At 72.2% G+C, this 24872-nt stretch carries 25 protein-coding genes and 1 pseudogene; 12 read left to right on the forward strand and 14 right to left on the reverse strand.

Features of this window, described 5'->3' with window-relative positions:
- The 8 genes from D1648_RS15320 to D1648_RS15355 form a co-directional block, all read right to left on the reverse strand.
- A complete protein-coding gene (locus tag D1648_RS15320; RefSeq protein WP_370239843.1) occupies positions 1 to 1314 on the reverse strand; it encodes an MFS transporter in 1314 nt (437 codons plus the stop codon).
- Positions 1315 to 1536: 222 nt separating this feature from the next.
- Positions 1537 to 1899, reverse strand: coding sequence for a DUF202 domain-containing protein (locus D1648_RS15325; protein WP_206424829.1), 363 nt, complete (start codon positions 1897 to 1899; stop codon positions 1537 to 1539).
- Positions 1896 to 2258 carry a YidH family protein gene (locus D1648_RS15330; protein WP_122943476.1) on the reverse strand — a complete coding sequence of 121 codons (363 nt, stop codon included), beginning with the start codon at positions 2256 to 2258 and terminating at the stop codon, positions 1896 to 1898. The genes D1648_RS15325 and D1648_RS15330 overlap by 4 nt, the downstream gene beginning before the upstream one ends.
- Positions 2255 to 3268: a formylglycine-generating enzyme family protein gene (locus D1648_RS15335; protein WP_122943477.1), complete on the reverse strand. Its 1014-nt coding sequence runs from the start codon at positions 3266 to 3268 to the stop codon at positions 2255 to 2257. The genes D1648_RS15330 and D1648_RS15335 overlap by 4 nt, the downstream gene beginning before the upstream one ends.
- A gap of 192 nt (positions 3269 to 3460) precedes the next feature.
- A complete protein-coding gene (locus D1648_RS15340; protein ID WP_122943478.1) occupies positions 3461 to 3679 on the reverse strand; it encodes a hypothetical protein in 219 nt (72 codons plus the stop codon).
- Between the two features lie 230 nt (positions 3680 to 3909).
- Positions 3910 to 4260: a type II toxin-antitoxin system PemK/MazF family toxin gene (locus D1648_RS15345; RefSeq protein WP_241155538.1), complete on the reverse strand. Its 351-nt coding sequence runs from the start codon at positions 4258 to 4260 to the stop codon at positions 3910 to 3912.
- On the reverse strand, positions 4242 to 4478 hold the full coding sequence (locus D1648_RS15350) for a hypothetical protein (protein WP_122943480.1): 237 nt from the start codon (positions 4476 to 4478) through the stop codon (positions 4242 to 4244). Before D1648_RS15350 ends, D1648_RS15345 begins: the two co-directional genes overlap by 19 nt.
- Positions 4479 to 4532: 54 nt before the next feature.
- Positions 4533 to 5207 (reverse strand): TetR/AcrR family transcriptional regulator, encoded by a 675-nt coding sequence (locus tag D1648_RS15355; RefSeq protein WP_122943481.1) that lies wholly within the window; start codon positions 5205 to 5207, stop codon positions 4533 to 4535.
- 173 nt (positions 5208 to 5380) lie between these two features.
- On the opposite strand from D1648_RS15355, the gene D1648_RS15360 reads away from it, so the two are divergent.
- The 4 genes and pseudogenes from D1648_RS15360 to D1648_RS18460 all read left to right on the forward strand — a co-directional run bounded on the left by D1648_RS15360 (position 5381) and on the right by D1648_RS18460 (position 8870).
- Positions 5381 to 6205: a sugar phosphate isomerase/epimerase gene (locus D1648_RS15360; protein WP_122943482.1), complete on the forward strand. Its 825-nt coding sequence runs from the start codon at positions 5381 to 5383 to the stop codon at positions 6203 to 6205.
- Positions 6202 to 7338, forward strand: a complete 1137-nt coding sequence (locus tag D1648_RS15365) for a Gfo/Idh/MocA family protein (RefSeq protein WP_122943483.1) — start codon at positions 6202 to 6204, stop codon at positions 7336 to 7338. Before D1648_RS15360 ends, D1648_RS15365 begins: the two co-directional genes overlap by 4 nt.
- A gap of 529 nt (positions 7339 to 7867) precedes the next feature.
- A pseudogene (locus D1648_RS18300) lies at positions 7868 to 8212 on the forward strand (patatin-like phospholipase family protein); the annotation flags it as partial.
- A gap of 157 nt (positions 8213 to 8369) precedes the next feature.
- The gene (locus D1648_RS18460; protein WP_305038063.1) at positions 8370 to 8870 is read left to right on the forward strand and encodes a patatin-like phospholipase family protein; all 501 of its coding nucleotides are present in this window, start codon (positions 8370 to 8372) and stop codon (positions 8868 to 8870) included.
- A gap of 47 nt (positions 8871 to 8917) precedes the next feature.
- On the opposite strand, the gene D1648_RS15375 is transcribed toward D1648_RS18460, so the two are convergent.
- Together D1648_RS15375 and D1648_RS15380 are read right to left on the reverse strand one after the other, a co-directional pair.
- The gene (locus tag D1648_RS15375; protein WP_122943484.1) at positions 8918 to 9946 is read right to left on the reverse strand and encodes an LLM class flavin-dependent oxidoreductase; all 1029 of its coding nucleotides are present in this window, start codon (positions 9944 to 9946) and stop codon (positions 8918 to 8920) included.
- A 115-nt stretch (positions 9947 to 10061) separates the two neighbouring features.
- A complete protein-coding gene (locus D1648_RS15380; protein WP_122943485.1) occupies positions 10062 to 11489 on the reverse strand; it encodes an O-acetylhomoserine aminocarboxypropyltransferase/cysteine synthase family protein in 1428 nt (475 codons plus the stop codon).
- Positions 11490 to 11759: 270 nt separating this feature from the next.
- On the opposite strand from D1648_RS15380, the gene D1648_RS15385 reads away from it, so the two are divergent.
- The 5 genes from D1648_RS15385 to D1648_RS15405 are packed head-to-tail and all read left to right on the forward strand — an operon-like array spanning position 11760 to position 18188.
- Positions 11760 to 13355, forward strand: coding sequence for an ABC transporter substrate-binding protein (locus tag D1648_RS15385; protein WP_122943486.1), 1596 nt, complete (start codon positions 11760 to 11762; stop codon positions 13353 to 13355).
- Positions 13352 to 14320 (forward strand): ABC transporter permease, encoded by a 969-nt coding sequence (locus D1648_RS15390; RefSeq protein ID WP_122943487.1) that lies wholly within the window; start codon positions 13352 to 13354, stop codon positions 14318 to 14320. Before D1648_RS15385 ends, D1648_RS15390 begins: the two co-directional genes overlap by 4 nt.
- Positions 14317 to 16155 (forward strand): dipeptide/oligopeptide/nickel ABC transporter permease/ATP-binding protein, encoded by a 1839-nt coding sequence (locus D1648_RS15395; protein ID WP_122943488.1) that lies wholly within the window; start codon positions 14317 to 14319, stop codon positions 16153 to 16155. The genes D1648_RS15390 and D1648_RS15395 overlap by 4 nt, the downstream gene beginning before the upstream one ends.
- Positions 16152 to 17039 (forward strand): ABC transporter ATP-binding protein, encoded by an 888-nt coding sequence (locus D1648_RS15400; RefSeq protein WP_122943489.1) that lies wholly within the window; start codon positions 16152 to 16154, stop codon positions 17037 to 17039. The genes D1648_RS15395 and D1648_RS15400 overlap by 4 nt, the downstream gene beginning before the upstream one ends.
- Positions 17040 to 17063: 24 nt before the next feature.
- Positions 17064 to 18188 (forward strand): LLM class flavin-dependent oxidoreductase, encoded by a 1125-nt coding sequence (locus tag D1648_RS15405; RefSeq protein ID WP_122943490.1) that lies wholly within the window; start codon positions 17064 to 17066, stop codon positions 18186 to 18188.
- 20 nt (positions 18189 to 18208) lie between these two features.
- Here the strand turns inward: D1648_RS15405 and D1648_RS15410 are convergent, their stop codons facing one another.
- On the reverse strand, positions 18209 to 18667 hold the full coding sequence (locus D1648_RS15410) for a GNAT family N-acetyltransferase (RefSeq protein ID WP_122943491.1): 459 nt from the start codon (positions 18665 to 18667) through the stop codon (positions 18209 to 18211).
- A gap of 149 nt (positions 18668 to 18816) precedes the next feature.
- On the opposite strand from D1648_RS15410, the gene D1648_RS15415 reads away from it, so the two are divergent.
- Positions 18817 to 19701, forward strand: a complete 885-nt coding sequence (locus D1648_RS15415; RefSeq protein ID WP_122943492.1) for a M23 family metallopeptidase — start codon at positions 18817 to 18819, stop codon at positions 19699 to 19701.
- Between the two features lie 15 nt (positions 19702 to 19716).
- Here D1648_RS15415 and rfbB read toward each other — a convergent pair whose 3' ends face one another.
- Positions 19717 to 20730, reverse strand: a complete 1014-nt coding sequence (rfbB, locus tag D1648_RS15420; RefSeq protein WP_164518763.1) for a dTDP-glucose 4,6-dehydratase — start codon at positions 20728 to 20730, stop codon at positions 19717 to 19719.
- A gap of 234 nt (positions 20731 to 20964) precedes the next feature.
- Between rfbB and D1648_RS15425 the strand changes: the two genes are divergently transcribed.
- Both D1648_RS15425 and D1648_RS15430 read left to right on the forward strand, forming a co-directional pair.
- A complete protein-coding gene (locus tag D1648_RS15425) occupies positions 20965 to 21684 on the forward strand; it encodes a hypothetical protein (protein WP_122943493.1) in 720 nt (239 codons plus the stop codon).
- Positions 21685 to 21745: 61 nt separating this feature from the next.
- Positions 21746 to 21979, forward strand: a complete 234-nt coding sequence (locus D1648_RS15430) for a nucleotidyltransferase family protein (RefSeq protein WP_255414300.1) — start codon at positions 21746 to 21748, stop codon at positions 21977 to 21979.
- Between the two features lie 422 nt (positions 21980 to 22401).
- On the opposite strand, the gene D1648_RS15435 is transcribed toward D1648_RS15430, so the two are convergent.
- Both D1648_RS15435 and D1648_RS15440 read right to left on the reverse strand, forming a co-directional pair.
- A complete protein-coding gene (locus D1648_RS15435; RefSeq protein ID WP_122943495.1) occupies positions 22402 to 23247 on the reverse strand; it encodes a polysaccharide lyase family protein in 846 nt (281 codons plus the stop codon).
- Between the two features lie 20 nt (positions 23248 to 23267).
- Positions 23268 to 24836 (reverse strand): alkaline phosphatase, encoded by a 1569-nt coding sequence (locus D1648_RS15440; protein ID WP_122943496.1) that lies wholly within the window; start codon positions 24834 to 24836, stop codon positions 23268 to 23270.
- Positions 24837 to 24872 lie beyond the last annotated feature (36 nt).

The raw sequence follows: 24872 nt of genomic DNA on the forward strand, positions 1-24872 counted from the left end.
TCAGGCGGCGGCGCCGTGGCCCCGACGGGTCTGCAGGGCGATGAGCACGCCGATCAGCAGCGCGCCGACCATGAGTCCGAGCCCGCCCACGGCCACCGCGCCGCTCACCCCGAGCAGCGCGCCGAGCCAGCCGATCGTGATGCCGTTTCCGGTGCGCATGCCGCTGCCGATCATCGAGTAGACGCCGACGACGCGCCCACGCTGGTCCTCCGGGGCGCGCAGCTGCACGAGCGCCTGCCCGATCGCGGTCGCGGCGAGGTTCGCGACGCCGCCGATCACGAGCGCGATCAGCGCGATGGGATAGCTCGTCGTCGTCGCGACGATCAGCGAGGTGAGTCCGAACAGCACCGCCGCGATGACCGCCCCGCGCACGTCGACCTTCAGGATCCCGGTGGCCTCGAGCAGGAAGCCGCCCACCACTCCCCCGACGCCGTTGGCGAACAGGAGCGCGCCGTAGCCGAGCCCGCCCTCGTCACCGGCGCCGAGCACCTGGGCGAAGTTCGGCATCGCGACCTGCAGCGACGCCCCGACGCACACCGCGATCAGGCCGGCGAGCGCGATCATGCCCACCAGCACCTTGTCGCTGCCGACCGTGCGCAGCACCCGCGGGGTGTCCAGGATCGAGATCCGTTCCCGGTGCACGTGGCCGCTTCGGGAGTGGCCCGTGAAAGGCGTGCGCAGCATCAGCAGCGTCATCGGCAGGTAGAAGACGATGTTCGCGAAGATCCCCCACGTCGGCCCCAGGAGCAGCAGCAGGAGCGAGCCGACGATCGGGCCCGCGAGCACGCCGAGGGACTTGAACGTCGCGTTCAGGCGCACGGCGCTGGGCAGCTCGACGGGCTCGGCGAAGTCGTGGAGCATCAGCTGCTCGGCCGGACCCCACAGCGCCCCGGCGCAGCCGTGCAGCACCAGCAGCACGCAGGCGCTCCACATCTCCAGCGTCCCGGTGAGGAACAGCAGACCCCAGCTCAGGGACACGAAGGCGAACAGGCCCTGGGCGATCTGGATGATGCGTCGGCAGTCGTACTTCTCCGCGAGGCCGCCGAACAGCACCGAGAACAGCAGGAACGGCAGCCAGTGGCTGATCACCTGGAAGCCCACCAGCCACGGGGACTCGAACACCTCCCACAGCACCCAGTAGGTGATGACGTGCTCGATGTTGTCACCCATCATCGACAGCCCGGCGGTGAGGAGGTAGGGGCGGGAGTGGCGGTCTCGGAGCGGACCGAAACGGCGCAGGGTCGGCGTGGTCGTGGGAATCGGCCTTCTTCGTGGACGGAGCGGGACGACCCGGGCTCGTAAGGCGCAGGTCAGAGGAGCGGCAGGGGTGCCAGCCTACGGTCGGCCCACGAGACCGGGACAGGGCGGCCCGGCAGGAGAGACCGGGCGGGCGACCCCGGTGTCGCCGACGGGCCTCAGGCGACATGAGCTGGCTATATGACCACCTCGTGCCGCTATAGGCCCGCCGGCGACACGACGCCCTCACCGCCGACGCCAGCCCGTTGCCACTGCGCCTGCGCGGCCAGCGGCCAGCGGTCAGCCGACGACGTCGGCGAGCAGCATGACGCCGCAGAGGATGCCCACCAGGAGCACCGCGACGGTGGCGAGCAGCAGCGGGATGCCGCTGCGGTCGAGCAGGCCGGTGCCGTGCAGCGAGGCGTGGGCGCGGCGGTATCCCGTGGCGGCGAGGGCGTAGGCGAGGACGGCGAGCCCCGCGCCGAGGATCCCGAGGAGCACGGCGACCAGACCGAGCTGCGGCATGGTGAACCGCATCCCCACCAGGCTCGCGACCCCGAAGGCGAGGCAGGTGCGGCGCCAGGCCAGCAGGGTCCGCTCCGGCTGGAGGCCGGGGTCGAAGAGCCGGTCCCGCTCCCCGCTCCCGTCGGCCGGGGCGCTCACGCGTACAGCCCGATGGTGACGAGCGCGGCGGCGATCACCACGCCGATGACCAGCAGCGCCCCGGAGGCGAGGCCCGGCAGCGGCTCGGCGCGGCGCAGGGAGCGCTCGGTGGCGCGCCATCCGATCCAGGCCTGCACCACGGACAGGGTGCCGAGCGCCAGGAACACCGCTGCGGCGGCGATCCGCCACCCGGTCGCCTCCGGCAGCGACAGCGCCTCGAGCGCGAAGGCCGCCGCGTACATCGCCAGCGCCGTACGCAGCCAGGCGAGGAAGGTGCGCTCGTTGGCGAGGCTGAAGCGGGGATCGGGTTCCTCGCCCTCGCCGTAGACGCTCCTGGGGAAGCGGCGGTCGACGCTCATGCACGCCCGTCCCGTCGGCCGACGGTGCGGAATCCGCCGTTGCCCATCGAGGAGTCGGGGGTGTTCTGCGAGCGGGCCGAGTTGCGGTAGCGGTTGCAGTAGGAGAGGTGGCAGAGGTAGCTGCCGCCGCGCATGACGCGGGTCTGACCGTCCTGGGGGCCGACGGGGTCCGTGACCGTGGTGCGCTTGTCGGCCGTGGCGCCGCGGCGGTAGGTGGCGGGGTGGAACCAGTCCTCGCACCACTCCCACACGTTGCCGACCATCTGCCACAGCCCGTAGCCGTTCGGCGTGAAGCTGCGCACGGGGGCGGTGGTGAGGTAGCCGTCCTCGCAGGTGTTCCGGCGGGGGAACTCGCCCTGGAAGATGTTGGCGCGCCAGCCGCCCTCGTCGACCTCCTGATCGCCCCAGGGATACTTCGCGCCGTCGATCCCGCCGCGGGCGGCGTACTCCCACTCGGCCTCGGTGGGCAGGCGCCGGCCGGCCCAGTCGCAGTAGGCGATCGCGTCGTTCCAGGAGATGTGGACGACGGGGCGGTCGCCGAGTCCGTCGAGATCGGAGAGCCGCCCGCCCGGGTGGCGCCAGTCGGCACCCTTGACGCCCGCCCACCACGGAGTGCCGTCGGCCGGGCCCATGATGTCCTCCTCCGGCGCGGCGAGCGCGAGGTGGAAGACGGCGGAGAATCCGAAGCTCTCCGCTTCGGTGACGTAGCCGGTCGCCTCGACGAAGCGGGCGAAGGCGTCGTTGGTGACGGTCGTGGCATCGATGTCGAAGGTGCTGATGGCGACCTCGTGCCGGGGCGTCTCCCCGTCGGCGCGGTTCTTGTCGCCGGAGGAGTCGCCCATGGTGAAGGTGCCGGCGGGAACCCGGATCTGCTCGATGGCGTGGCGGCCGGTGCCGGCCGACGCGGTCGCGCGCGCTCCCGGGACGGAGAGATCAGGGAGCAGCTGCTCCCGGCTCGGGGTGCCGCAGCCGCAGCCGCATCCGCTGGTCGCAGGTGTCTCGGTCGTCATCCTTCAGTCCCTTCATCATCAGAGCGGCGCCGCCGACGGGCCCGGTCCAGCATGTCACTGCGTCGACGGGCCGCGCGCCCCGCGCTCACACCCCAGCGAGCACCTCGCCCTGGACAGGCAGCCCGAGGCGTGCGAACTGGCTGGCCGGTGCGTCGTTCACTCGCATCGCCTCGGCGAGGAGCCGTGCCATCCTCAGCTCGGCCTCGTCGTCGACCAGCGGCGAGAGCTGCTGCGGGTCCTGCTCGAGGTCGAACAGGGGGTGCCGTGCCGCCAGGGGTTCATCCGCCCGCCCACGGCCTCGACCCGGATCGTGCGCAGACCCTTGGTGAAGGTGAACGGCCCGGCCGGGGTCCAGTCCGTGAGCTCGACGGGGCTGAAGAGCGAGCGCATGTGGGCGGGCATGCACGGCATGGACCCGGCGTAGAAGATGTCGAAGGTGACCGCCCCCTGGGCTAGCCGGGCGAAGCTCGGGGCCTCGACGATCGTCTCGCGGTACTGCTCGAGAGGGTCAGGCGCCGACTGTCGTCAGGCGTCGCCCGTCGGCTGTGCGAAGCCGACGGCGGGGCAACGACCGGGCGACCGAACAGCCATGACGAGGCGGCGGGGTCGCCTTCACAGCGCACCCGATATGCGGGCCGACTTCAGAGGTCGAGCACGAATCGCAGGGCGCGGTCGATCTCGCTCAGCTCAGCCGGACCGACCATTCCGCGGCGCGTGACGAGTCGTGTGGTCGAGATGGTGCGCAGCTGATCGCACCGGGCATGGGAGATGTGCCCGAGGCCTGTGGTGCCCGGCTCGATCTCGACGTGGCTGCGCAACCCATAGGCGGCGGAGGTGATCGGCACGACCGTGATCAAGCCGCCCGGACCGTTGTTGAGGATGTCGACGGAGACCACGACGGCCGGCCGACGGAACGCCGGTTCGTGACCGACCGGCTGCCCGAGATCGACATCATGGACGTCTCCCCGCCAGATCACGTCAGCGAATCCCATTCCTGCCGCTCGGCCACGTACTGCTCCCACAGTTCGGGATCCTCACGCAGCCGTGCATAATCGGCAGTCAGGCCCTGTAGGAACTCCTGCTTCTCCAGTGCGTCGATCGCGACATGCACGACATCGATGACGGATGTGCCCCGCGACTTGGCGAGGACCTGGAGACGTTCGGAATCGTGTCGTCGAACTCTGACCGTGGTGGTCTCGGAGGTAGCCATGAACCCACTGTAGACGAATCGTCTACATTCAGCGAGGGGTGAGCGCCGAGCGCCTCACGGCGCGAGCAGCACCGCGAACAGCTCGAGGGTCTGCTGCAGCTCGACCGAGGGCTCGAGCAGCCACTGGATCTGCAGGCCGTCGGAGGCGGCGACGATCAGCGCCGCGATCTGCTCGGGGTCGACGTCGCTGCGCACGTGGCCCGCGGCCTGGTCCTCCCGCAGGCGGCCCGCGAGCCTGTCCCGCACGCCTTCGAAGCGGGCGGTGAAGAACTCCTTGGCCGGTCCCTTCTCGTTCTCGAGAGAGGTCGCGACCAGGGTCGAGTAGAGCTGCACCAGGCCGGGCACCTCGAGGTTCGCCAGCGCCGCGTTCGCCATCACCTCGACGGCGAGCTCGTCGAAGGCCTCCGGCCCCTCCTTCTCGAGCCGGTCCAGATCGCGGCGGCGTTCGGCGTGCTCGTAGACGGCGACCAGGAGCTCCTCTCGGGAGGAGAAGTAGTGCAGCAGCGCGCCGTGGGACACGCCGATCGCCTCGGCGATCCGGCGCAGCGAGGTGCCGTCGGCCCCGCGGTCGCGGAACACCTCGATCGCGCGGTCGAGGATCTCCTGCCGCCGCGCGATGCCCTTGGAGTAGGAGCCGGCGCGGCCGATCCTCGCCGGCACCGGCACCGACGGGACGGCAGTGCCGGCGGGGTCGGCCGGGTCGCCGGCGGGCTCGTCGTCTGTGCTCATGGCGCCACAGTATCCGTCCCCGACAGCCCGTCGGAGGCAAAACCTCCAACTGGTGGGATCCGGTGCTACGCTGTCCCCCACGCACCGCGTCCTGCCCGGACGCCCCGTCCCGGAGCCGGCGAGCCCGCGGTGCGACCCGCCCACAGACGACGACGTACGAAAGCAGGTCACCCGTGGCATTGCCTCTCGCCTCCGTCCAGCTGTACACGCTGGCCGCGGAGTTCTCCGCCGACATGAACGGCTCCCTCGACAAGCTCGCGAAGATCGGCCTGAAGAACGTCGAGGCCTTCGACTTCGTGCGTCGACCGAAGGAGATCCGGGCGGCGCTGGACGCCTCCGGCCTCGCCTCCCCCACCGGTCACGCCCCGCTGCTCTCGGACGAGCTGTGGACGCCGGACGGCTCCATCCCCACCCCCTCCAACGAGGTCGTGTTCGAGGCCGCCGCCGAGATCGGGATGAAGACCGTGATCGACCCGATGGTCCCCACCGAGCGCTGGCTCACCGAGGACGGCGTGAAGGACATCGCCGAGCGCCTCAACGCCGCCTCCGAGAAGGCGAAGGAGTTCGGCCTCGCGGTCGGCTACCACAACCATGCCCAGGAGTTCCTCGCGGACTTCGACGGCCAGACCGCCTACCAGCGCTTCCTGTCGCTGGTCGACCCGTCGGTCGAGATCGAGCTGGACCTGTACTGGGCGCTCGTCGGCGGCCAGGACGTCGTCGCGCTGGTCCAGGAGCTCGGCGACCGCCTCGTCGCGATCCACGTCAAGGACGGCATCAAGCCCGAGTCCAACCCCTTCGCACCCGGCGCCCCCGAGTTCAGCTCCTCGAGCCTGGACCAGCGTCACGCCGGCCAGGGCGAGGTGCCCACCGTCGAGGCGATGAACGCCGCGACGAACGTCAAGTACGCCGTCATCGAGTACGACAACGCCCCCGGCGACGTGTTCGAGGACGTCGAGAACAGCTACCGCTTCCTGATCGACGGAGGACTCGCCGCATGACCACCCCCTTCAACGGCCCCGTGGGCGTCGGCTTCATCGGCGCCGGCGTCATCTCGGACCAGTACCTGACCAACCTCACCACCTTCCCGGACGTCGAGGTGCTGATCCTCGGCGACCTCGACACCGAGCGTGCCGCGGCCCAGGCGGAGAAGTACGGCGTCCCCGCCTCCGGCACCGCCCAGGACGTCCTGGACCACCCGGGCGTGCAGGTCGTCGTCAACCTGACGATCCCGGCCGTGCACACGGAGATCTCCTCGCAGGCGATCGCTGCGGGCAAGCACGTGTGGACCGAGAAGCCGCTGGGTCTGGACCGCGAGTCCACCGCCGCGCTGCTGAAGCAGGCCGACGAGGCCGGGCTGCGCGTCGGCTGCGCCCCCGACACCGTGCTCGGCGCCGGGGTCCAGACCGCGAAGCGCGCGATCCTCGACGGGCTCATCGGCCGCCCGCTGTTCGCGCAGACCTCCATGCAGTGGCAGGGCCCGGAGGTCTTCCACCCGAACCCCGCCTTCCTGTTCGCCAAGGGCGCGGGCCCGCTGCTGGACATCGGCCCGTACTACTTCACCACCCTGGTGAGCCTCTTCGGCACCGTCGAGAAGGTCGCCGCGATGGGCCTGAAGGCGCGCGAGGAGCGCGAGATCCTCGTCGGCCCGGACAAGGGGAAGACGTTCCCCGTCGAGCCGCCGTCGACCATCTCGGTGCTCACCCAGTTCGAGGGCGGCCAGACCGGCACCTCCCTGGTCAGCTTCGACTCGCCGCTGGCCCGTCAGGGCATCGTGGAGATCCACGGCACCGAGGGTTCGCTCTCGATCCCCGACCCGAACATGTTCGAGGGCCGCATCGCCTACGTGCGCCCCTTCGAGTCCTTCGGCGAGGCCCCGCCCGAGCAGGAGTGGATCGAGGTGCAGCAGGAGGGCCCGGTCACCGGCCGCGGCCTGGGCCTGCTGGACATGGTCCGCGCGATCCAGGACGGCCGCCCGCACGTGGCGAGCGGCGAGGTGGGCTATCACGTCCTGGACATCATGCTCTCCGCCGAGGAGTCGGCCGAGCGCGGCGAGTTCGTGCCCGTCGAGTCCTCCGTGGACACCGTGCCGGTCCTGCCCGAGGGCTTCGACCCGCTGGCGAAGACCCTCTGAGCAGGGCTTCCGCAGGATCCTGACCCGCCGGAGTCGGTGCGAGCGATCGCATCGGCCCCGGCGGGTCTCTGCGTGGGGAGGGCGGGGTCCGGGCGGGCCGGGGCCGGGCGGGTCCGGCCGCCACGGGGCCGGTGAGCTTCTGTGGCCGTGAGGACTCGTGTGCGGGCCGGCATGAGTCGCCCCGGGCACACATCCTTCCGGTCCGCCCGGGGTCCCGGCATGCCCGCCGTCGCGCCGCCGGCCGGTCAGCGAACAAGGGCTTTCGGACGCGCCATTCGCCCCTCTTCGCTGACCCGGCCTCGTGGACCTGTCCACGAGCGGCCCGCCCGTCGGCGCGACGGGCTCGGCGTCGCACCTCTCCCCTAGCCTGTGCGGCATGACGCCCTCGCAGCCCGCCGCCTCGCCGGACACCACGCCGAGCGCCGCCTCGCACGCTGGAGGTGGAGGTAGAGGTGGAGGTGGAGGTGGAGGCGAGAGCAGGTCTGCGCACGCCGGGGGCGAGGACCTCTCGCGTCGGGTCGACCTCGTGATGGAGGGCGGCGGCGTCAAGGGCATCGCCCTGGCCGGGGCGCTCGAGGTGCTCGAGGAGCGCGGCTACCGGGTGCACCGCGTCGCGGGCTCGTCGGCCGGGGCGATCGCGGGCGCGATGGCGGCCTCGGGGATCCCCGCCCGCACCATGGTCGAGATCCTCCGCTCCACCGACTACCGGCGCTTCGAGGACGGGCCGTGGTGGACGCGCACGCTGCCCGGCAAGGGCCTGGCGATCCTGCTGCACAACGGCGTCCATCGGGGCGACTTCCTCGCGCAGTGGCTCGAGGAGCAGCTCGCCGTGCATGCCGACCCCGGCGGCTCCGGCACCTTCGGGGACCTCGCGCTGGACGATCCCGAGGTGGACGTGGAGCAGACGGATCCGCGCCGATACCGCCTGGTGGTGACCGCCTCGGACCTCTCGGCAGGGAGGCTGCGCCTCCTGCCCCGGGATGCGGCCGAGTACGGCGTCGACCCCGCACGGCTGCGCATCGCCCGAGGCAGTGCGCATCTCCTCCTCGATCCCGCTGTTCTTCCGGCCCGTGCGCTGGAAGATCCCCGGCGGCGGCACAGCCGTGCTGGTGGACGGCGGGATGCTCTCGAACTTCCCCGTCTCGGTCTTCGACCGGCCGGGCGGCGAGGTGCCGCGCTGGCCCACCTTCGGCATCAAGCTCTCGGCCAAGCCCGAGGCGGACTTCGGCCAGCGCAACCGGATCCGCGGCCCGCTCTCCTTCGGCAGGGCGGTCGTGGACACCGTCACCGGGTTCTACGACCGGATGCACATCGACGCGCAGCACGCGGTGGAGCGGACGATCTTCATCGACACCGACTCGGTGCGCCCCACGCAGTTCGACCTCTCCGACGAGGACCGTGAGCTGCTGTACCGCGAGGGGCGCAGGGCCGCGACGGAGTTCCTCGACGGGGACGAGCGCGGGCAGGAGCCGTGGGACTTCGCGCGGTACGTGGAGCGGCACCGGAGCGGCGATCCGGGCTCCGCGGCGTAGCGCAGCTCGGCCGTCCAGACGACCCCGGGCGCCGCCACGGCACCCCGTCAGCGCTGTCTCACCAGTGGCATCAGGTCCTCGGCGATGCGTTCGAGCTCCTCGTGCAGCGGGGAGGCCTGGATGAGCAGCAGGTTCACGCCCGCGTCCCGGTAGGCGAGGATCTTCTCCGCGACCTGCTCGGCGGTGCCCACCAGCTCCGGGCGCAGCGCGCGGGTGCCGACGGAGTACTCGCGGGCGGACACCTCCACGTCGAGGTTCGAGTGCTTCGTGAACTCCTCGAAGGAGGCGTACCCGGGCGAGGTGGGGTCGATGGCGGTGATGCGCTCGAGCTCGGCACGGGCCTCGGCCTCGGTGTCCCGGACGATCACGTAGGCGCTCATGCCGATCGAGTCGAAGGGGGAGCCCTGGAGGCGCGCGCGGCGGGCGTTGACGTCCGCGACCTTCTCCCGCAGCTCCTCCACGGTCCCGCCGTGGGTGACGTAGGAGTCGGCGAAGACGGCGATCGCCTCGCGCCCGCCCTCGGACTCGCCGCCCGCGTAGATCGCCGGCACGCGGGCCGGCTTGGGCTCGACGACGGTGGACTCGATGTCGAAGTAGCGACCGTGCTGGCTGTACGGGGTCCGGCTGAGCAGGCCGCGCAGCGCGTCCACGAACTCGGTGCAGTGCACGTACCGGTCGTCATGGGAGGGGAACACCCCGCCGAACTGCCTCGCCTCCTCCTGCCACCAGGCGGCGACGACGTTCAGCGAGATGCGACCGCCGGAGATGTCCGCGAGGGTGGACAGCCGCTTGGCGGTGACCTGCGGGTTGTGATATCCGGGACGGATAGCGGTGAGGATCTCGAGTTCCTCTGTGACCGCGGCGATCGCTGTGGCCAGCGACCACGCCTCCAGGCTCGGGGCCTCGGGCCCCTTGCGGTCGTTGAGGTAGAGCTCGGGAACCAGTGTGAGCTCGAAGCCGAGCCGATCGGCGAGCGTGCTGATCCGTCGGATGTACTCCCAGGTGGGCGGCATCCCTTCGTCGCCGACGTTGCGCAGGAACCCGCCGTACACGGGGGTCCAGTAGTCGAATCTCATGTCTCTCCTGCAGGTGGTGCGGATGCCGGCGGCCGATGGGCCGGGCAGGGTGATGATGCGTGGGCTGCGGGCGGTTCTCGGGCGCGGTGTGCGCGAGGTGCGGAGGGCCGAGGGGTCAGTCCGCCACGATGTCGTGGTGGCGCGCGGTCACCGCCTGCAGTGCGCGGGCCAGATCTGCGCGCAGGTCGGCGGGGTCCTCGACGCCGATGGAGAGGCGGATGGTGGTGTGGTCGATCCCGGCCGCCGCCCGCCCCGCCGCATCGAGTCGGGAGTGCGTCATGGTGGCCGGGTGCACCACCAGTGAGCGCACGTCGCCGATGTTCGCGGCCAGGGCGAAGAGCTCCAGGGAGTCGATGAGGGTCTCGACCTCCTCGAGCCCTCCGGCCAGGTCGAAGGAGAACACGCTCCCTGTCCCGTCCGGGAGCAGGCGGCGGATGCGCTCGTGCTCGGGATGACCGGGCAGACCCGGATGATGGACGCGCGCCACCTGCGGCTGCTCGGCGAGGAACCGCGCCAGCTCGAGAGCGGTGCGCGTCTGTCGCCGCACGCGAAGCTCGAGGGTCTCGAGGCCCAGCAGTATCTGGGAGGCGCTTGTCGAGGACAGGGTGGGGCCGAGGTCGTGCACGCACTTGGCACGGGCGAGGACCAGATATGGCGTGCGGCCCTCCGCTCCGTCGAATGCCTCGGTGAAGACGAGACCGCCGAACCGCTCGTAGGACCGGGTCAGGCGCGGCCAACGCTCGGGGCGCGCATCGAACTCGAAGGTGCCGCCGTCCACGATCACGCCGGCGATCGCCGTGCCATGGCCGCCCAGATACTTGGTCGCCGAGTGCACGACGATGTCCGCCCCGTGCTCGAGGGGGCGCAGCAGCACCGGTGTGGCCATGGTGTTGTCCACGACGACGGGGATCTGCGCGGCATGGGCGACCTCCGCGATCGCACGCAGGTCCGGGACGGTCAGGACCGGGTTGCCGATGGACTCGAGGAAGACCGCACGGGTGTTCCCGCGCAGGGCCGAGGACCAGGCATCGACATCGAGGGGGTCCACGAAGGTGACGTCGATTCCGAGGTCCGCGAAGGTGTCGCCGAGCAGGTCGGAGGTGCCGCCGTAGAGCTTGTTCGAGGCCACGACGTGGTGGGGGCCGGGGCCGGCGGCGGCGACAAGGGTGAGGAGGGCGACGGCCACCGCCGCCTGCCCCGAGCCCAGCGCGAGCGCGCCGGCCCCGCCCTCGAGGTCGTTCACGCGGCGCTCGAGCACGGCGTTGGTCGGGTTGCCGTTGCGGCTGTAGATGTTGCCCGGGCGGGACAGGGCGAAGGTCTCGCGGGCGGCGGCGAAGCTGTCGAAGCGGTAGGCGACGGACTGGTACACGGGCACCGCGACGGTGTTCTGCGCGATGCCCGGGGTGTACCCCGCATGGACCTGGCGCGTGGCGAGGCCGGCGGGAGCCTCGCGCGACGCGGCCGACCCGTCACCGTCGCCGCCGTCGTCCGGGACGGGCTGAGCGGCGTCGTCGGGCCGCAGCGGTATCGGACGGGGTGTCATCGTGGCGGGTCCTCTCCATGTCGCTGTTCGTCGTCCTGGACCACGGTGCCCCCTCCACGACGCCGTGGCATAACTTATGCGCCCCATAAGTCGTTCTATGAACGGAGGGAGGCGCTCGCGCCTCTCGTCGTGCGACGGTGTGCCCCAGGCCGCCCCGGGACTCCCGGCACGGAGCGGTGCGGCTCGCGGCGGAACACCGCCGCGTCCCCGGGAGGGCGCCGACCATGCAGCCGAACCGGCGCCCCGACCATCGACCACGAAGAGGCACACATGGTGCACCCGCTCAGGACGACTCCAGACGACGCCGACCAGGCCGCCGCCCGCCCCCTTCCCCGACGCGCCCTGATGGCAGGGTCGCTGCTGGGCGGCGCCGGTCTCCTGGCCGGCTGCGGAGGCGACGCCGGGACGGGTGCGGCCCTCGCCGCCGCGGCCGATGCCCCGTCCCGCACCCTCACCTGGGGTTGGCGGCTGCCCACCACCTGGGACTCCGCTCGTGGGATCGGCTACGACGTGCACGTGCTCTCCCTGGTCTACTCAGGCCTGACCAGGCTGCGGCCCGACGGCGAGCTCGCGCCGGACCTCGCCCGCTCCTGGACCTACAACGAGGCCGGGGACGCGGTCACCTTCCACCTGCGGGAGGGGCTGACCTACAGCGACGGCACGGCGGTGGACGCCGCCGCGGTCAAGGCCGGCCTCGAGCGCAGCCGGGACCTGCCCGGCGCCACCAGCGCGCAGTCCCTCGCGGTCATCGAGGAGATCACCGCGGACTCGGAGACGGACGTGACGCTGCATCTCGCCGCGGTCGACCATCAGGTGCCGCTGCTGCTGGCCGGGCTGATCGGCCATCTGGTCTCCCCACGGGCGATCGCGGACGAGGTCGCGCTGAACACCACCCCTGTGGGGGCGGGGCCGTTCGTGCTGGAGGAGTACGTGCCCGGCTCGCACGTGCGCCTGGCCCGGAACCCGGAGCACTGGAATGCGCAGGAGATCCTGCTGGACGAGCTGCGGATCGTGCCCCGGCCGGCAGAGGCGGTGACCTACGCGGGGCTGTCCTCCGGCCAGTACGACATCGCCCACGTCGAGGACTCGCAGATCGCGCCGCTCGAGGAGGCCGGGTTCTCGGTGACCGGCGGGACCTGCTTCAACGTGCACACCATCGAGGTCAACAACCGTCATGCCCCGTTCGACGACCCGCGCGTGGTCGAGGCCTTCAACCGGGCGATCGACCGTGACGCGATCGTGGACGGCATCCTCTTCGGGCACGGCGAGCCGGACTGGCAGCCCTTCACCCGCGACCTGCAGGGCTACGACCCTGCGCTGGACAGGCACTGGGACCACGACCCGGAGCGGGCGCGCGCCCTGCTCGCCGAGGCGGGCCTGGACGGGCCCGTCCCTGTGAGCTTCCACGTCATCGGGGACGCCGGCGGCGACATCTCGGCGCGGATCGCGGAGGCGGTCCAGGCTCAGGTCGCCGAGGTCGGGTTCGAGCTCACCATCGAGATCGCGCCTCCGGGCGCCGGCCAGAAGGCCGCGCACTCCTACACATTGTTCATGTACTCCTTCTCCGGCCGGGAGTCACCCGTGCAGGCGCTCGAGGTCCTCTACGACCAGGACGGCTGGATGAACATCTCCCAGCGCCAGCCCGAGGGGTTCGACGAGGCGCTCGACCTGGTGCGGCGCACCCCGCTGGACGCCCCGGAGTACACGCCGCGCCTGCAGGCGGCGACCCGGCTCGCGGTCGTGGGCGCGTCCCCGCACGCCTGGATCGCGAACTGGAACCGGGCCCATGCGATGAACGAGCGCGTCACCGGCTTCACCCACTGCCGGCACACCCAGCGCTTCGAGGGCGTGGGGGTGCGGTCATGAGGGCCCTGCTGCTGCATGCCGCGGCGCGCGCCCTGCCGGTGCTGCTGGTCACCGCCGCCGTCACCTTCGGGCTCGGCGCCTTCGCCCAGCAGGAGCCGGCGGAGCTGCTGCTGGGCGAGGCCGCGACCGAGGAGGCGGTGGCGGCGCTGGATCACGAGCTGGGCCGGGACCGTCCGCTGCCGCTCCAGTTCGCCTCCTGGCTGGGCCATGCCGTGCAGGGCGATCTGGGCGAGAGCTGGTTCACCGGCATCGCGGTGACCTCGACCATCGCCGAGCGGCTGCCGGTGAGCATGTCGATCGCGGGGCTCGCCCTCCTGATCGCCGTGGTGCTGGGCGCCTCGGCCGGGATCCTCGCGGCGCTGCGCCGCGGCAGCTGGATCGACACGGCCGTCACCGTGACCGCGTCGACGCTCGCGACCCTGCCGCCGTTCGTGGTCTCGATCATGCTGATCCTGCTGTTCGGGGTGGCGGTGCCGATCCTGCCCACCGGGGGCTACGTCCCCCTCGCCCAGGACCCGTCGGGCTGGCTGGCCTGCATCATCCTGCCCGCGGTCGCGCTGTCCCTCGAGGCGGCCGCGGACATCGCCCGCCAGCTGCGCACCGCGCTGGTGTCCACACTGGAGCAGAACTTCGTGCTCGGCGCGCGGCTGCGCGGACATTCCGGGGCCCGGATCCTGCTGCGCCATGCGCTGCCGCACGCCGCCGGTCCGGCGCTGTCCGTCGTCGGGCTGCAGGTGCCGCGCCTGGTGGGCGGGGCGATCATCGCCGAGCAGATCTTCTCCCTGCCGGGTCTGGGACTGATGGCCTTCGAGGGGGCGACCACCGGGGACATGCCGGTGGTGCTGGGCGCCGTGATGGTGATCGTGCTCGCGGTGCTGCTGAGCACGTTCGTGATCGACCTGCTGCTGACCGCGCTGCACCCGCAGGAGCGGATCGCCGCTCGCACCGAGAGGGTCCCCGCATGAACACCGTCCGCACCCTGCTGCACCGGCCCTCGGCCGTGACCGCTCTGCTGCTCCTGGTGGTGGTCGCGGTGCTGACCGCTGTCGGCGACCTGATCGCCCCGCACGACCCGCTGGCCCCGCAGACCTCGCAGGTGCTCGAGGCGCCCTCGGCCGCGCACTGGCTGGGCACGGACTACCTGGGCCGCGACATCCTCTCGCGGCTGCTGGCCGGTACACGGCTGTCCGTGCTGGCCGCGCTCGAGGCGGTGCTGATCGCGCTGGTGCTGGGCACCGGGGCGGCGCTCGTGGCCGTGTTCTCGTCCCGGCCGGTGCGCTGGGTCATCGAGCGGATCTTCGACTCCTTCATGGCGCTGCCGTTCATCACCTTCGCGGTCGCGATCGGCGCCCTGCTGGGCAACAGCATCCACGCCGCGATGATCGCCGTGGGCATCCTGGCCGCGCCCACCTACTTCCGGGTGGTGCGGGCCTCGGTGCTAGAGACCGTCCATACCCAGTACGTCGAGGCGGCACGGCTGCTCGGGGTGCCGCTGCCCCGCGTCGTCCTCACCCATGTGCTGCCGAGGATCGTGCCGGTGCTGCTGGTCACCTCCGCGAGCACGCTCGCGGCGAGCCTGCTGGTGGTGGCCAGCCTGACGTTCCTGGGAGTGGGGGTGCAGCCGCCCACGCCGACCTGGGGCGGCATGCTCTCCGCGGACCTGTCCTACCTGGCGCTGCGTCCCTTCAACCCGGTCGCGCCGGCGGCCGCGATCATGCTGACGGTGGCGGCGCTCGGCGTGCTCGCCGATCGGCTGCGCGATGTGCGGGGAGACGCCGGAGCACAGGAGGCACGGGGGTCGAGCACCGAGGGGGCAGGCGAGGCCGCGGGCGGCGCGCCGTCCGCCACCTCGCACCGGGCGACCCTGGTGGCCGACGGCTCGCAGGACCCGGCGACGGGCACGGCCTCGGCGCCGGCTCCGGTGGTCGGGCGGCACCAGGCGCCGCACGCCGCCGAGACCGAGGCGCTGGTCGAGATCGACGACCTCCGGATCGAGGCCGACACCGGGGGGCAGCTGGTGCGCGGTGTGAGCCTGCGCGTCCCGCGCGGGGCGAGCGTGGGGATCCTCGGAGAATCCGGCTCCGGCAAGTCCATGACCGTCAAGGCCCTGCTGGGAGTGCTCCCGGAGGGCGTGCACATCACCGGCGGTCGCCTCCGCTTCGCCGGCGAGGACCTCACCGCCCCCGACGCGCCCTGGCAGGAGCTGCACGGCCACCGCATCGGCGCCGTGTTCCAGGACCCCGCGACCTGGTTCACCCCGCATCTCAGCGTCGGCGCGCAGATCGACGAGGTGCTGCGGCACACCCAGGGCCTCGGCCGGGCTCAGGCGGCCGCCGCCCGCGCCGAGCTCTTCGCCCAGGTGGGCCTGCGGGATGCGGAGCGCGTCGCACGCCAGTACCCGCACGAGCTCTCCGGCGGGATGCTGCAGCGCGTGCTGCTGGCGATCGCCGTCAGCGGAGAGCCGGACCTGCTGGTGGCCGACGAGGCGACCACGGCCCTGGACGTGACGGTGCAGGCGGAGGTGCTCACCCTGCTGCGCCGGCTGCGGCAGGAGCTCTCGCTGACGGTGCTGATGATCTCCCACGACCTCGCCGTCCTCGCCCACAGCTGCGACTACCTCTACGTGTTCCGCCGCGGCGAGGTGGTCGAGGAGGGCCCCACGGAGGCCGTTCTCCACATGCCGCAGCACCCCTACACCCGCACCCTCGTGGCAGACCACACCGTGTTCGGGATCGAGGCCGTCCGCGCCGCCGGCACGGCGGCGCAGGTCCACCCCGTGAGAGAGGCAGCATCCCGATGACCAGCACGCTCACCCCCACCCGTGACCGGGCCGTCCGCGTCGGCCCCGGACGGGCCGCGCAGCGCCCGGCCCTCACCGTCCGCGACCTCGCGGTCCGCTACGGGACGCGGGAGGTGCTGCACGGGATCGATCTGGACGTGGCGCCCGGCGAGGTGGTGGGCCTGATCGGCGAATCCGGCTCCGGGAAGACCTCGCTCGCCCGCACCGTGCTTGGCCTGGTCGCGGCCGCTGCGGGCACCATCGAGGTGGACGGCCACCTGGTCACCGGCTTCACCCGCGCCCAGTGGCGCGCCTTCCGCCGCGCAGGCCACGCCCAGTACGTGTTCCAGGACCCGCTGAGCAGCCTGGACGGACGCCTCACCGCTCGTGCCTCGGTGCTCGAGGGCGCACGCCAGACCTTCCCCGCCGCCGCAGTGCGCCACGCCGAGCAGGCGCTGGAGACCGTGGGGCTGGACCGTGCCCTGTGGGAGAGCCGTCCCGCCGAGCTCTCGGGCGGGCAGCGCCAGCGGGTGGCGATCGCACGGGCTCTGGCCGTGGACCCCGCGCTGCTGGTGTGCGACGAACCGGTCAGCGCCCTGGACGCCTCGAGTCGGATCGAGGTGGTGCGCACGCTCACGGCCGCGGCCCGTGCCGGCACCGGCATCCTCCTGATCTCCCACGACCTCTCCTCCCTCGGAGCGATCGCGGACAGGGTGCTGGTGCTGCACGGGGGTGCGATCGTCGAGTCCGGTCCCGCCGCCGAGGTGCTCGGCGCGCCCCGCCACCCCTACACGCGGCGGCTGATCGACGCGATCCCGACGCTCGACCGGCCTGCACCGGAATCACGCCATCGTGCACGCGAGAGCGGCCCTGCCCTCGCACCGACCCCGCTCCTCCACCCCTGATCCCTCATCACGAAGGAGACTGACATGGCAGAGATCCTCGGAATGCTCTCGTCCCAGCGCGGATCCGAGACCCACCCGGTCGACGGCCCGGCCGTCGATCCCGGATGGATCCGGGACTTCGGGCGCGCCCATGAGGAGGCCGGCTTCGACCGGGTGCTGATCGGCTACTCCTCGGCCTCGCCGGACGGCTTCGCCCTCGCCTCCGCCGTGCTGCAGGCGACCGAGCACCTGGGGGTGCTCATCGCCCATCGCCCGGGATTCGTCGCCCCGACGGTGGTGGCGCGAAAGCTCGCGACGCTCGACCAGCTCAGCGGTGGCGGGCGGGTGGCGATCCATCACATCTCCGGCGGTTCGGACTCGGATCAGGCTCGTGACGGCGACTTCTCGACCAAGCCCGAGCGCTACCGCCGCACCGCGGAGTTCATGGACCTGCTGCGCCGGGCACTGGACTCCCACGAGCCCCTGGACCACTCCGGGGAGCACTACCGGGTGCGAGGAGCACGCAGCGCCGTGCACCCGGTGCACCCCGGCGGGATCCCGCTGTGGTTCGGCGGACTGTCGGAGGAGGCGGTGCGCGTGGGCGGCGAGCACGCCGACGTGTACGCGCTGTTCGGAGAGACGAGGGCCGAGGTCGCGGACCGCACCGCGGCGATCCGCGAGGTCGCCGCGGCCGCCGGCAACGAGCGCCTGCGGTTCTCGCTGTCGACCAGGCCCGTGGTCGCCGAGACCGAGGACGCGGCGTGGGACAAGGCCGACCGGTACCTCGCGCAGGCACGGGCCCACCTGGAGGCCGGCGCCGCAGGCGATCCGCTGCGGATGCGCCGCTACGCGCCCGGCGAGCGCGCTTCCGTCTCCGCGGACCGGCTGCAGCGCCTGGCCCACCAGCACGACGTGCACGACGAGCGGCTCTGGTTCGGGATCACCAAGCTGATGGGGCCGCAGGGCAACTCCAGCGGCCATGTGGGCACCGGCCGGCAGGTCGCCGACGCGCTGCTGGAGTACTGGGAGCTGGGCGTGGAGAACTTCCTGATCCGCGGCTTCGATCAGCTCGGAGACGTCGAGGACTGGGGGAAGCTGCTGATCCCCGAGCTGCGCGCCGGCATCGCCGTCAAGCAGGAGAGCCCTCGGGGAGCGCTCTCGCGGGCGTGAGCGGGGACGGCGTACTCAGCTCACCGCCCGAGGCGGTCCACCCGCTCCCACGGCCAGTCCTCGGCGAGCCACTCGGCGAGCGCGTCCGCGAGCGGACCGTCGAGCTCGGCGCAGCTGGCCCGCACCCAGGACTGGATCTCCGCCTCGAAGGCGGGGGCCTGGGCCGGGTAGATGTACACGCAGCCGATCACGTCGCCGCCCGACGGCTCCAGGACGGTGAAGGTGAAGCCCTTCCGCGCGGCGAAGTCCGCGGCGTGCCGCTCGAGGTCCTGCAGGTTCCGCTCCGGGCTCATCCCCTCGGGCGGCGGCCAGGAGCCGTCCGGATAGCCGGGGGTCGCACGGATGTGGTCGACGCTGCTGGTCCAGGCGGCGAGGTCCGCCGTGTTGTGCTGCGGGCCGAGGGGCTCGAGGCGGAAGCGCTCACGCACCAGGGAGGTCGGAGGGACGAAATCGGCGGGGACGAAGACGTCGGTGTCCATGCACCGACGGTAGCGAACGATCCCTCCCGGCACCACGGAGCCCCCGGACCCACGTCGTGCCCCTGCCCGTCGTGGAGGGATGCCCTGGCGTGACCCCGGCTGGCCCCGTACGGTGGGCCGGGCCGCTCCCCCTCGTCGACAGGTCCTCCGTGCCCTCCCTTCTGCGACTGTCCGGACCCGCTCTCGGTCTCGGCGCCGTGCTGATCATCGTGACGGTCTCGCTGGGACGCGGGATCGACGTCCTCTACCTGCTGGGGGTGGCGCTGGCCGTGCTGGGGGTGTCGGGCCAGCTCCTCCAGAGCCGGCTCCAGCGCCCGACGGAGCAGCGGGATCCTCTCCCGGTCGCGGTGCCCGTGCGGGGGCGGTGGCGGGGCCTGAACTCCCCTGCCTCGAAGATCCCCTCGCACACCCATCGGCTCGCGCAGACCTACGCCATCGACATCACCCACGAGCCCGAGGGCGCCTCGCCCCGAGCTCTGGATCCGCTCCGCAGTCCGATGCGCCGCCCCGAGACCTTCCCGTCCTTCGGCCAGGAGGTCCTCGCCCCCTTCGACGGCGAGGTGATCGCGGTGCACGGCACGAGTCGGGACCATCTCAGCCGCCTCTCCCTGCCGGGCATCGCGTACCTGGTGCTCGAAGGTCTCGTGCGCAGCCTCGGCTCCCCACGGCACCTGCTGGGGAACCACGTCATGGTGCGTGCGGTCGGGAGCGGCGCGGCCGACGAGCCGGGCCGGGCGGCCGGGGCGGGCTCGGCCGACGGGCCGGTCGCGGTGCTCGCCCATCTCCGGCGCGGCTCCCCCGCAGTGCGGGTGGGCGAGCGGGTGCGGGCCGGTCAGGTGCTCGGGCAGTGCGGGAACTCGGGCAACTCCTCCGACCCTCACGTCCACTTCCAGCTGATGGACGGTCCCGACATCGGCACCGCGAGAGGCCTGCCCTTCACCTGGCACCATCTCGACGAGGACGGCGCCCCGCAGCACGGAGTGCCCGCGAACGAGGAGCTGTTCACCGCGGTCCCGGTGGACCCCACCCGCTGACCGCTCAGGGCACGCTCACCGGCCCCTTCGCGCGTACTTCGCCTCCGCTGCGGCCTTCTGCGGCCGCCACCACGCCTCGTGCCGGCGATACCAGTCGACGGTCGCGGCGAGGCCGGCGGCGAAGTCCGGGCAGGACGGGGACCAGCCGAGCTCCTCCCGCAGCTTCGTGGGATCGATCGCGTACCGCAGGTCGTGGCCTGGACGGTCGGGCACGTGGTCGAAGTCGTCGACCTCGCGGCCCATGAGCTGGAGCAGCAGCTGCACCACCTCGAGGTTGCTCCTCTCCCCGTCCGCGCCGATCAGATACGTCTGCCCGATCCGCCCCTTCTCCAGGATCGTGAGCACGGCCGAGGAGTGATCCTCGGCGTGGATCCAGTCGCGCACGTTCTCGCCCGTGCCGTACAGACGTGGCCGCACCCCGTCGATCAGGCTGGTGATCTGTCGCGGGATGAACTTCTCCACGTGCTGGCGCGGGCCGTAGTTGTTCGAGCAGTTCGACAGCGTGGCCCGCACGCCGAAGGACCGCACCCAGGCGCGGACCAGCAGATCGCTGCCCGCCTTCGTCGCCGAGTAGGGGCTCGAGGGGTTGTACGGCGTGGTCTCCGTGAACCGCTCCGGGGCGTCGAGGTCGAGTTCGCCGTAGACCTCGTCGGTCGAGATGTGGTGGAAGCGCGTGCCGTGACGACGCGCCGCCTCCAGCAGCGTGAACGTGCCGACGAGGTTGGTGTGCAGGAACGGGCTCGGGTCGTGGAGCGAGTTGTCGTTGTGGGACTCCGCCGCGCAGTGCACGATCGCATCGCCCTCCCCCGTCAGCGGCGCGACGAGCTCCTCGACGAGCGCCGCATCGGCGATGTCTCCCACGACCAGACGCACGCGGTCCGTCGGCAGGCCGTGGAGATTGGCGGTCGAACCCGCATAGGTGAGCTTGTCCAGCACGGTCACGCGCGCATCGGTGTGCGCGAGGACGTGGCGGACGAAGCTGCTGCCGATGAAGCCGGCACCGCCGGTGACGAGCAGGTGACGGGACATCAGCGGGAACCTCCAGGGGCATCTCACGAGCGAGGACGTCGAGCAGGTACCGACCGTAGCCGGAGCCGACCCGCGGCAGCACATGTTCACGCAGCTCCTCATCGCTGAGACGGCCTCTGCGCGGGGCGCCCCCCCGACACCCCTCGGCGTCCGCAGCGTCCGGGGGCTTCCCCCACCTCATCCCTGCAGGTCGCCCGATCGTTCCGGGCCGCGCGACGCCATACCCTGATCCTCATGACGTTCGCCGGCCTCCTCGCCTTCCTCGGTCTCGCCGTGGTGACGATGGACGTGCTGGGCGGGGTGATCGCCACCTCTGTGCTGCTGAGCGGCGGGAGGCTCCGCCACCTGCTGGCCTTCTTCGGCGGGTATGCCGCGGTGATCATCGTGGCGACGATCGTGCTGCATCCGCTGCTGGCCCTGCTCGGCGCGTGGCTGCGCCCGGTGCTCGCCTCGAACGGCGCGATCGGCAGCGTCGAGGTGGTGGTGGGAGCGGTGCTGGGCGGTGTCGCGCTCCATCAGTTCCGCGCCTCCCGCCGCCCGCCGGGCCCGCCCGGACGGCTCCAGCGCCGCAGCGCCCCGCGCCGTCTGGCGCTCTGGCCGATGCTGCTGGCCGGGGTGGCGTTCTCGGGCACGGCGCTGGCCGATCCGGCGTTCCCGATCGCGGTGGGCATGGCATCCCAGGTGGAGCATCTGCCGTGGCGAATCTGCCTGCTGGTGCTGTGGCATCTTCTCTACCAGGCGCCGCTCGTGACGATGATGGTCATCGCCGCCACCGGCAGGCACGACCGGCTGGTGCACCGCTTGGCCGACTGGACCGCCGAGCGCCGCCGCGTTCTGCAGGGGGCGCTGGCCGTGGTGCTGGTGCTGCTGGCGGCGGTGGTGCTGACGGACGGGATCTGGTCGCTCGTGGGCGGTCACGAGCCGTGGCTGCGCCAGCTGCTCGCGCTGCGCTGACAGGCACGTCGGCGATCGACGCTCCCTCTCCCTCGCCGCCCATCGCGACGAGCTGCTCTCCCTGGGCGCACGGCACGGCATCGAGGACATCCGCGCGTTCGGCTCCGTCGCGCGAGGCTCCGATCACCACCATTCCGACGTCGACCTCCTCGTGCGGCTCCGTCCCGATGCAGACCCCTTGGGCTATGCACTCTTCGTCGAGGACTCGGTGCGCCTGCTCGGCGTCCCCGTCGACGTGGTCGTCGAGGACGGGAACACCCCCGTGCACATCCGGCGGACGGCGGTGCCGCTGTGATCCGGTCCGATGACCGTCAGGAGCCGTCCCCGCGGTGGGACGTCTGACCACGCGGCGAGAGCACCCCCGATGGCGCACCCCCTGCCTCGCAGGTCCTGCGCACTGAGCTCGCACGCATCGAGCACCGTGTCGAGGACGTCATCGCGCAGGGGCGGGCCGCCTTCGTCGAGGGCTCCGAGAGCTACGACCGTGCCACCGTCGCAGTCCTCCGCCTCGCCGCGCTCTTCGAGGAGGAGAAGCGCTTCGGGACATCTCTGACCGTGGTGACCACGGACGAGCGCCGTGGCATCACGACCACGAGGGACATCGCGGCGCGCAGCGGGTGCGGAGCGATGAGCTCGGAGATCCTCTGGCGGACGGTGACCGAGCGCATCCCCGACGTCGTCGCGAGGATCCACGCTGCCCTCGACGCCTGAGAGGGCTCATCCCCGCGCGAACAGTCCCAGCGCGTCCCAGGCGACCCAGCCGCCCTCGGCCAGCTCGAGCTCGATCACGTTCTGCCCCGCCTGCAGCAGCGCGGCCGGGACCGGCAGCTCGAAGCGGGCCCGCTTCAGCGCCGTGCCGGGAACGGTCGCGTCCCCCTCGCGGGAGCCGCGGGTCGCGCCGACCGGCAGCTCGAGATCGGCGAGCTCATCGCCGTTCGCGCGGAGGCGGAGGACGCCGCCCAGGCGCGTGGTGTCCACGAGCCACAGCGCGAGGTCGAGATCCTCGCTCGGGGCCTGCTCGAGCGAGACGGTCCAGCGGGCGCTGTAGGGGATCCCGCCGGCCCAGGCATCTCCCGGACCGGGCAGCAGGTACGGCCACGACTCCCCCGGCTCGTCGACCCCGTCCTCGTACTCGATCAGCGCCTCCGGGTACCGCTCGGGGATCTGCGCGTAGGAGGCGGGGGCGAGGTGGTGCTCGAGGGTGCGGCCGTCGAACTCGCCGATCCGCGCCACCTCCGTCCCGGTCGCGGTGACCGAGGGGCGGGAGGTGGCGGTGACCGCTTCCGAGACCTCGCCGCGCTCCCCCGCGTCGGAGACGGCCTGGACCGTGTACGTCCAGGTCTCCCCTTCCGGGCCGAGGCCCGCGTGCGTGAAGCGCGGATAGACCGTCTTGCCCAGCAGGACGGAGTCCTCGGCCTCGGTGGGGGCGTCCTCGCCGGGCACGGCGTGGATGCGGTAGTGGTCGATGAGGGGGTCGAAGCCGAGGGAGTCCCAGGTCAGGGAGTTCTCTGCGAGGACGGGCTCGGCGGCGAGACCGGTGACGACGGCGGGGCGCGGGCTCATGCGGGGCTCCTTCGAGCGGCTCAGGCCGGGATGAGGCGGGGCTCGCCCGCGGGGGTCGTGAAGCGGGCGCGGAGCTGCTCGGGGGCGGTGTCGTCGGCCTCGATCCAGTCGACGACACGGAAGCTCGAGACCATCTCCTGCGGCGTGAGGCGCACGTGCACGTAGCCGCGTCGACCGTCGTAGAGCTTCACGTACTCGTGCCGGGTCCACGTCTCGGGGGTGCCGGCATCCGCAGCGCCGTCCCCGTCGGAGGCGATCGAGGTGCACACCAGCTCCACGCCGAGGGCCCCGGCGGCGGGATCGTCGGGGTCGGCGGGGATCTCGGCGGCGACGTGCTTGTGGATGTCGCCGGTGAGCATGACGGGGTTCGACGCCTCCGCCATCTGCGCGAGCAGACGCCGACGGGCGGCCGGGTAGCCGTCCCACATGTCGGTGCTGGCCTCGTCGATCGGCACCAGCACCACGCCGTTGGCCAGCAGGTTCCAGGTCGCCGTGGAGCTCGCGAGGCGCTCGCCCACCCATTCCTCCTGCTCGGTGCCGAGGATGGTGCGGTCCTCGCGATGCTGCTCGGCGGCGTCGGCCGGCTTCGCGTCGCGGAACTGGCGGGAGTCCAGCAGGGAGAAGCGGGCGAGAGAGCCGACGTCGAAGCCGTCGGTGATGTCGGTGTCCGTCCCGTCCGGCAGCGCGGCGACGTCCAGCGGCATGTTCTCGTAGAACGCGCGATAGGCCACGGCGATCCGGTGGGCGAAGTCGTCCTCGGGGATCCCGGTGTCGGAGAGGGCGCCGGTGTAGTTGTTCTGCACCTCGTGGTCGTCCCAGACGGCGACGGCGGCGGCGCGGGCGTGCACGGCCTGCAGGTGCGGGTCGGACTTGAACAGGGCGTAGCGCAGCCGGTACTGCTCGAGCGTCTCGATCTCCACCCGGTGCGCCTCGCCCACCTCGGCGCCCTGGCGCCACAGGTTCGTCTCGGTGATGCCGTACTCGTAGATGTAGTCGCCGACGAAGACGACGAGATCGAGGTCCTCCTCCGCGGCGAGATGACGGTGGGCGGTGAAGTGGCCGTGGTACCACGCCTGGCAGGAGACGAGCCCGAAGCTGAAGGATTCCGCTGGTTCCCCCTCCGCCGGCAGGGTGCGGAAGCGGCCGACGGGGCTGAGCTCCCGGCCCGCGCGGAAGCGGTAGAAGTGCTCGGTGCCGGGATCGAGGCCCTCCACCCGGGGGTGGACGGCGTGGGCGAGCGCGGGCTGGGCGAGGGCGCGGCCGTGGGCGACGATGCCGCGGAACTCCTCGTCGGTCGCGACCTCCCAGCGCACGGTCACCTCCTTCAGGGGCATCCCGCCGTGGCCGTCCTCGGCGAGGGGTTCGGGGGCCAGGCGCGTCCACAGCACGGCGCCGTCGGGGCGCGGGGCGCCGCTGGCGACGCCGAGGGAGAACATCCCCTCGGGCGCGGCGGCGCCCTCGAGCTCCGACGGCGGCTCCGAGCGGGCGGAGCGGGCGTCGATGCCGAGCGCGATCACGGCGGCGGAGGCGCCGCTGAGCTGGAGCAGCCGGCGGCGGCTGACGGGGGCACGGGTGGCCGTGGACGGCATGGGATCTCCCGGTCGGCGGTGGGGGTCCTCCCACCG

It is taken from the genome of Brachybacterium sp. EE-P12 (genome assembly GCF_003711805.1).
In the GTDB taxonomy this organism is placed as follows: domain Bacteria; phylum Actinomycetota; class Actinomycetes; order Actinomycetales; family Dermabacteraceae; genus Brachybacterium.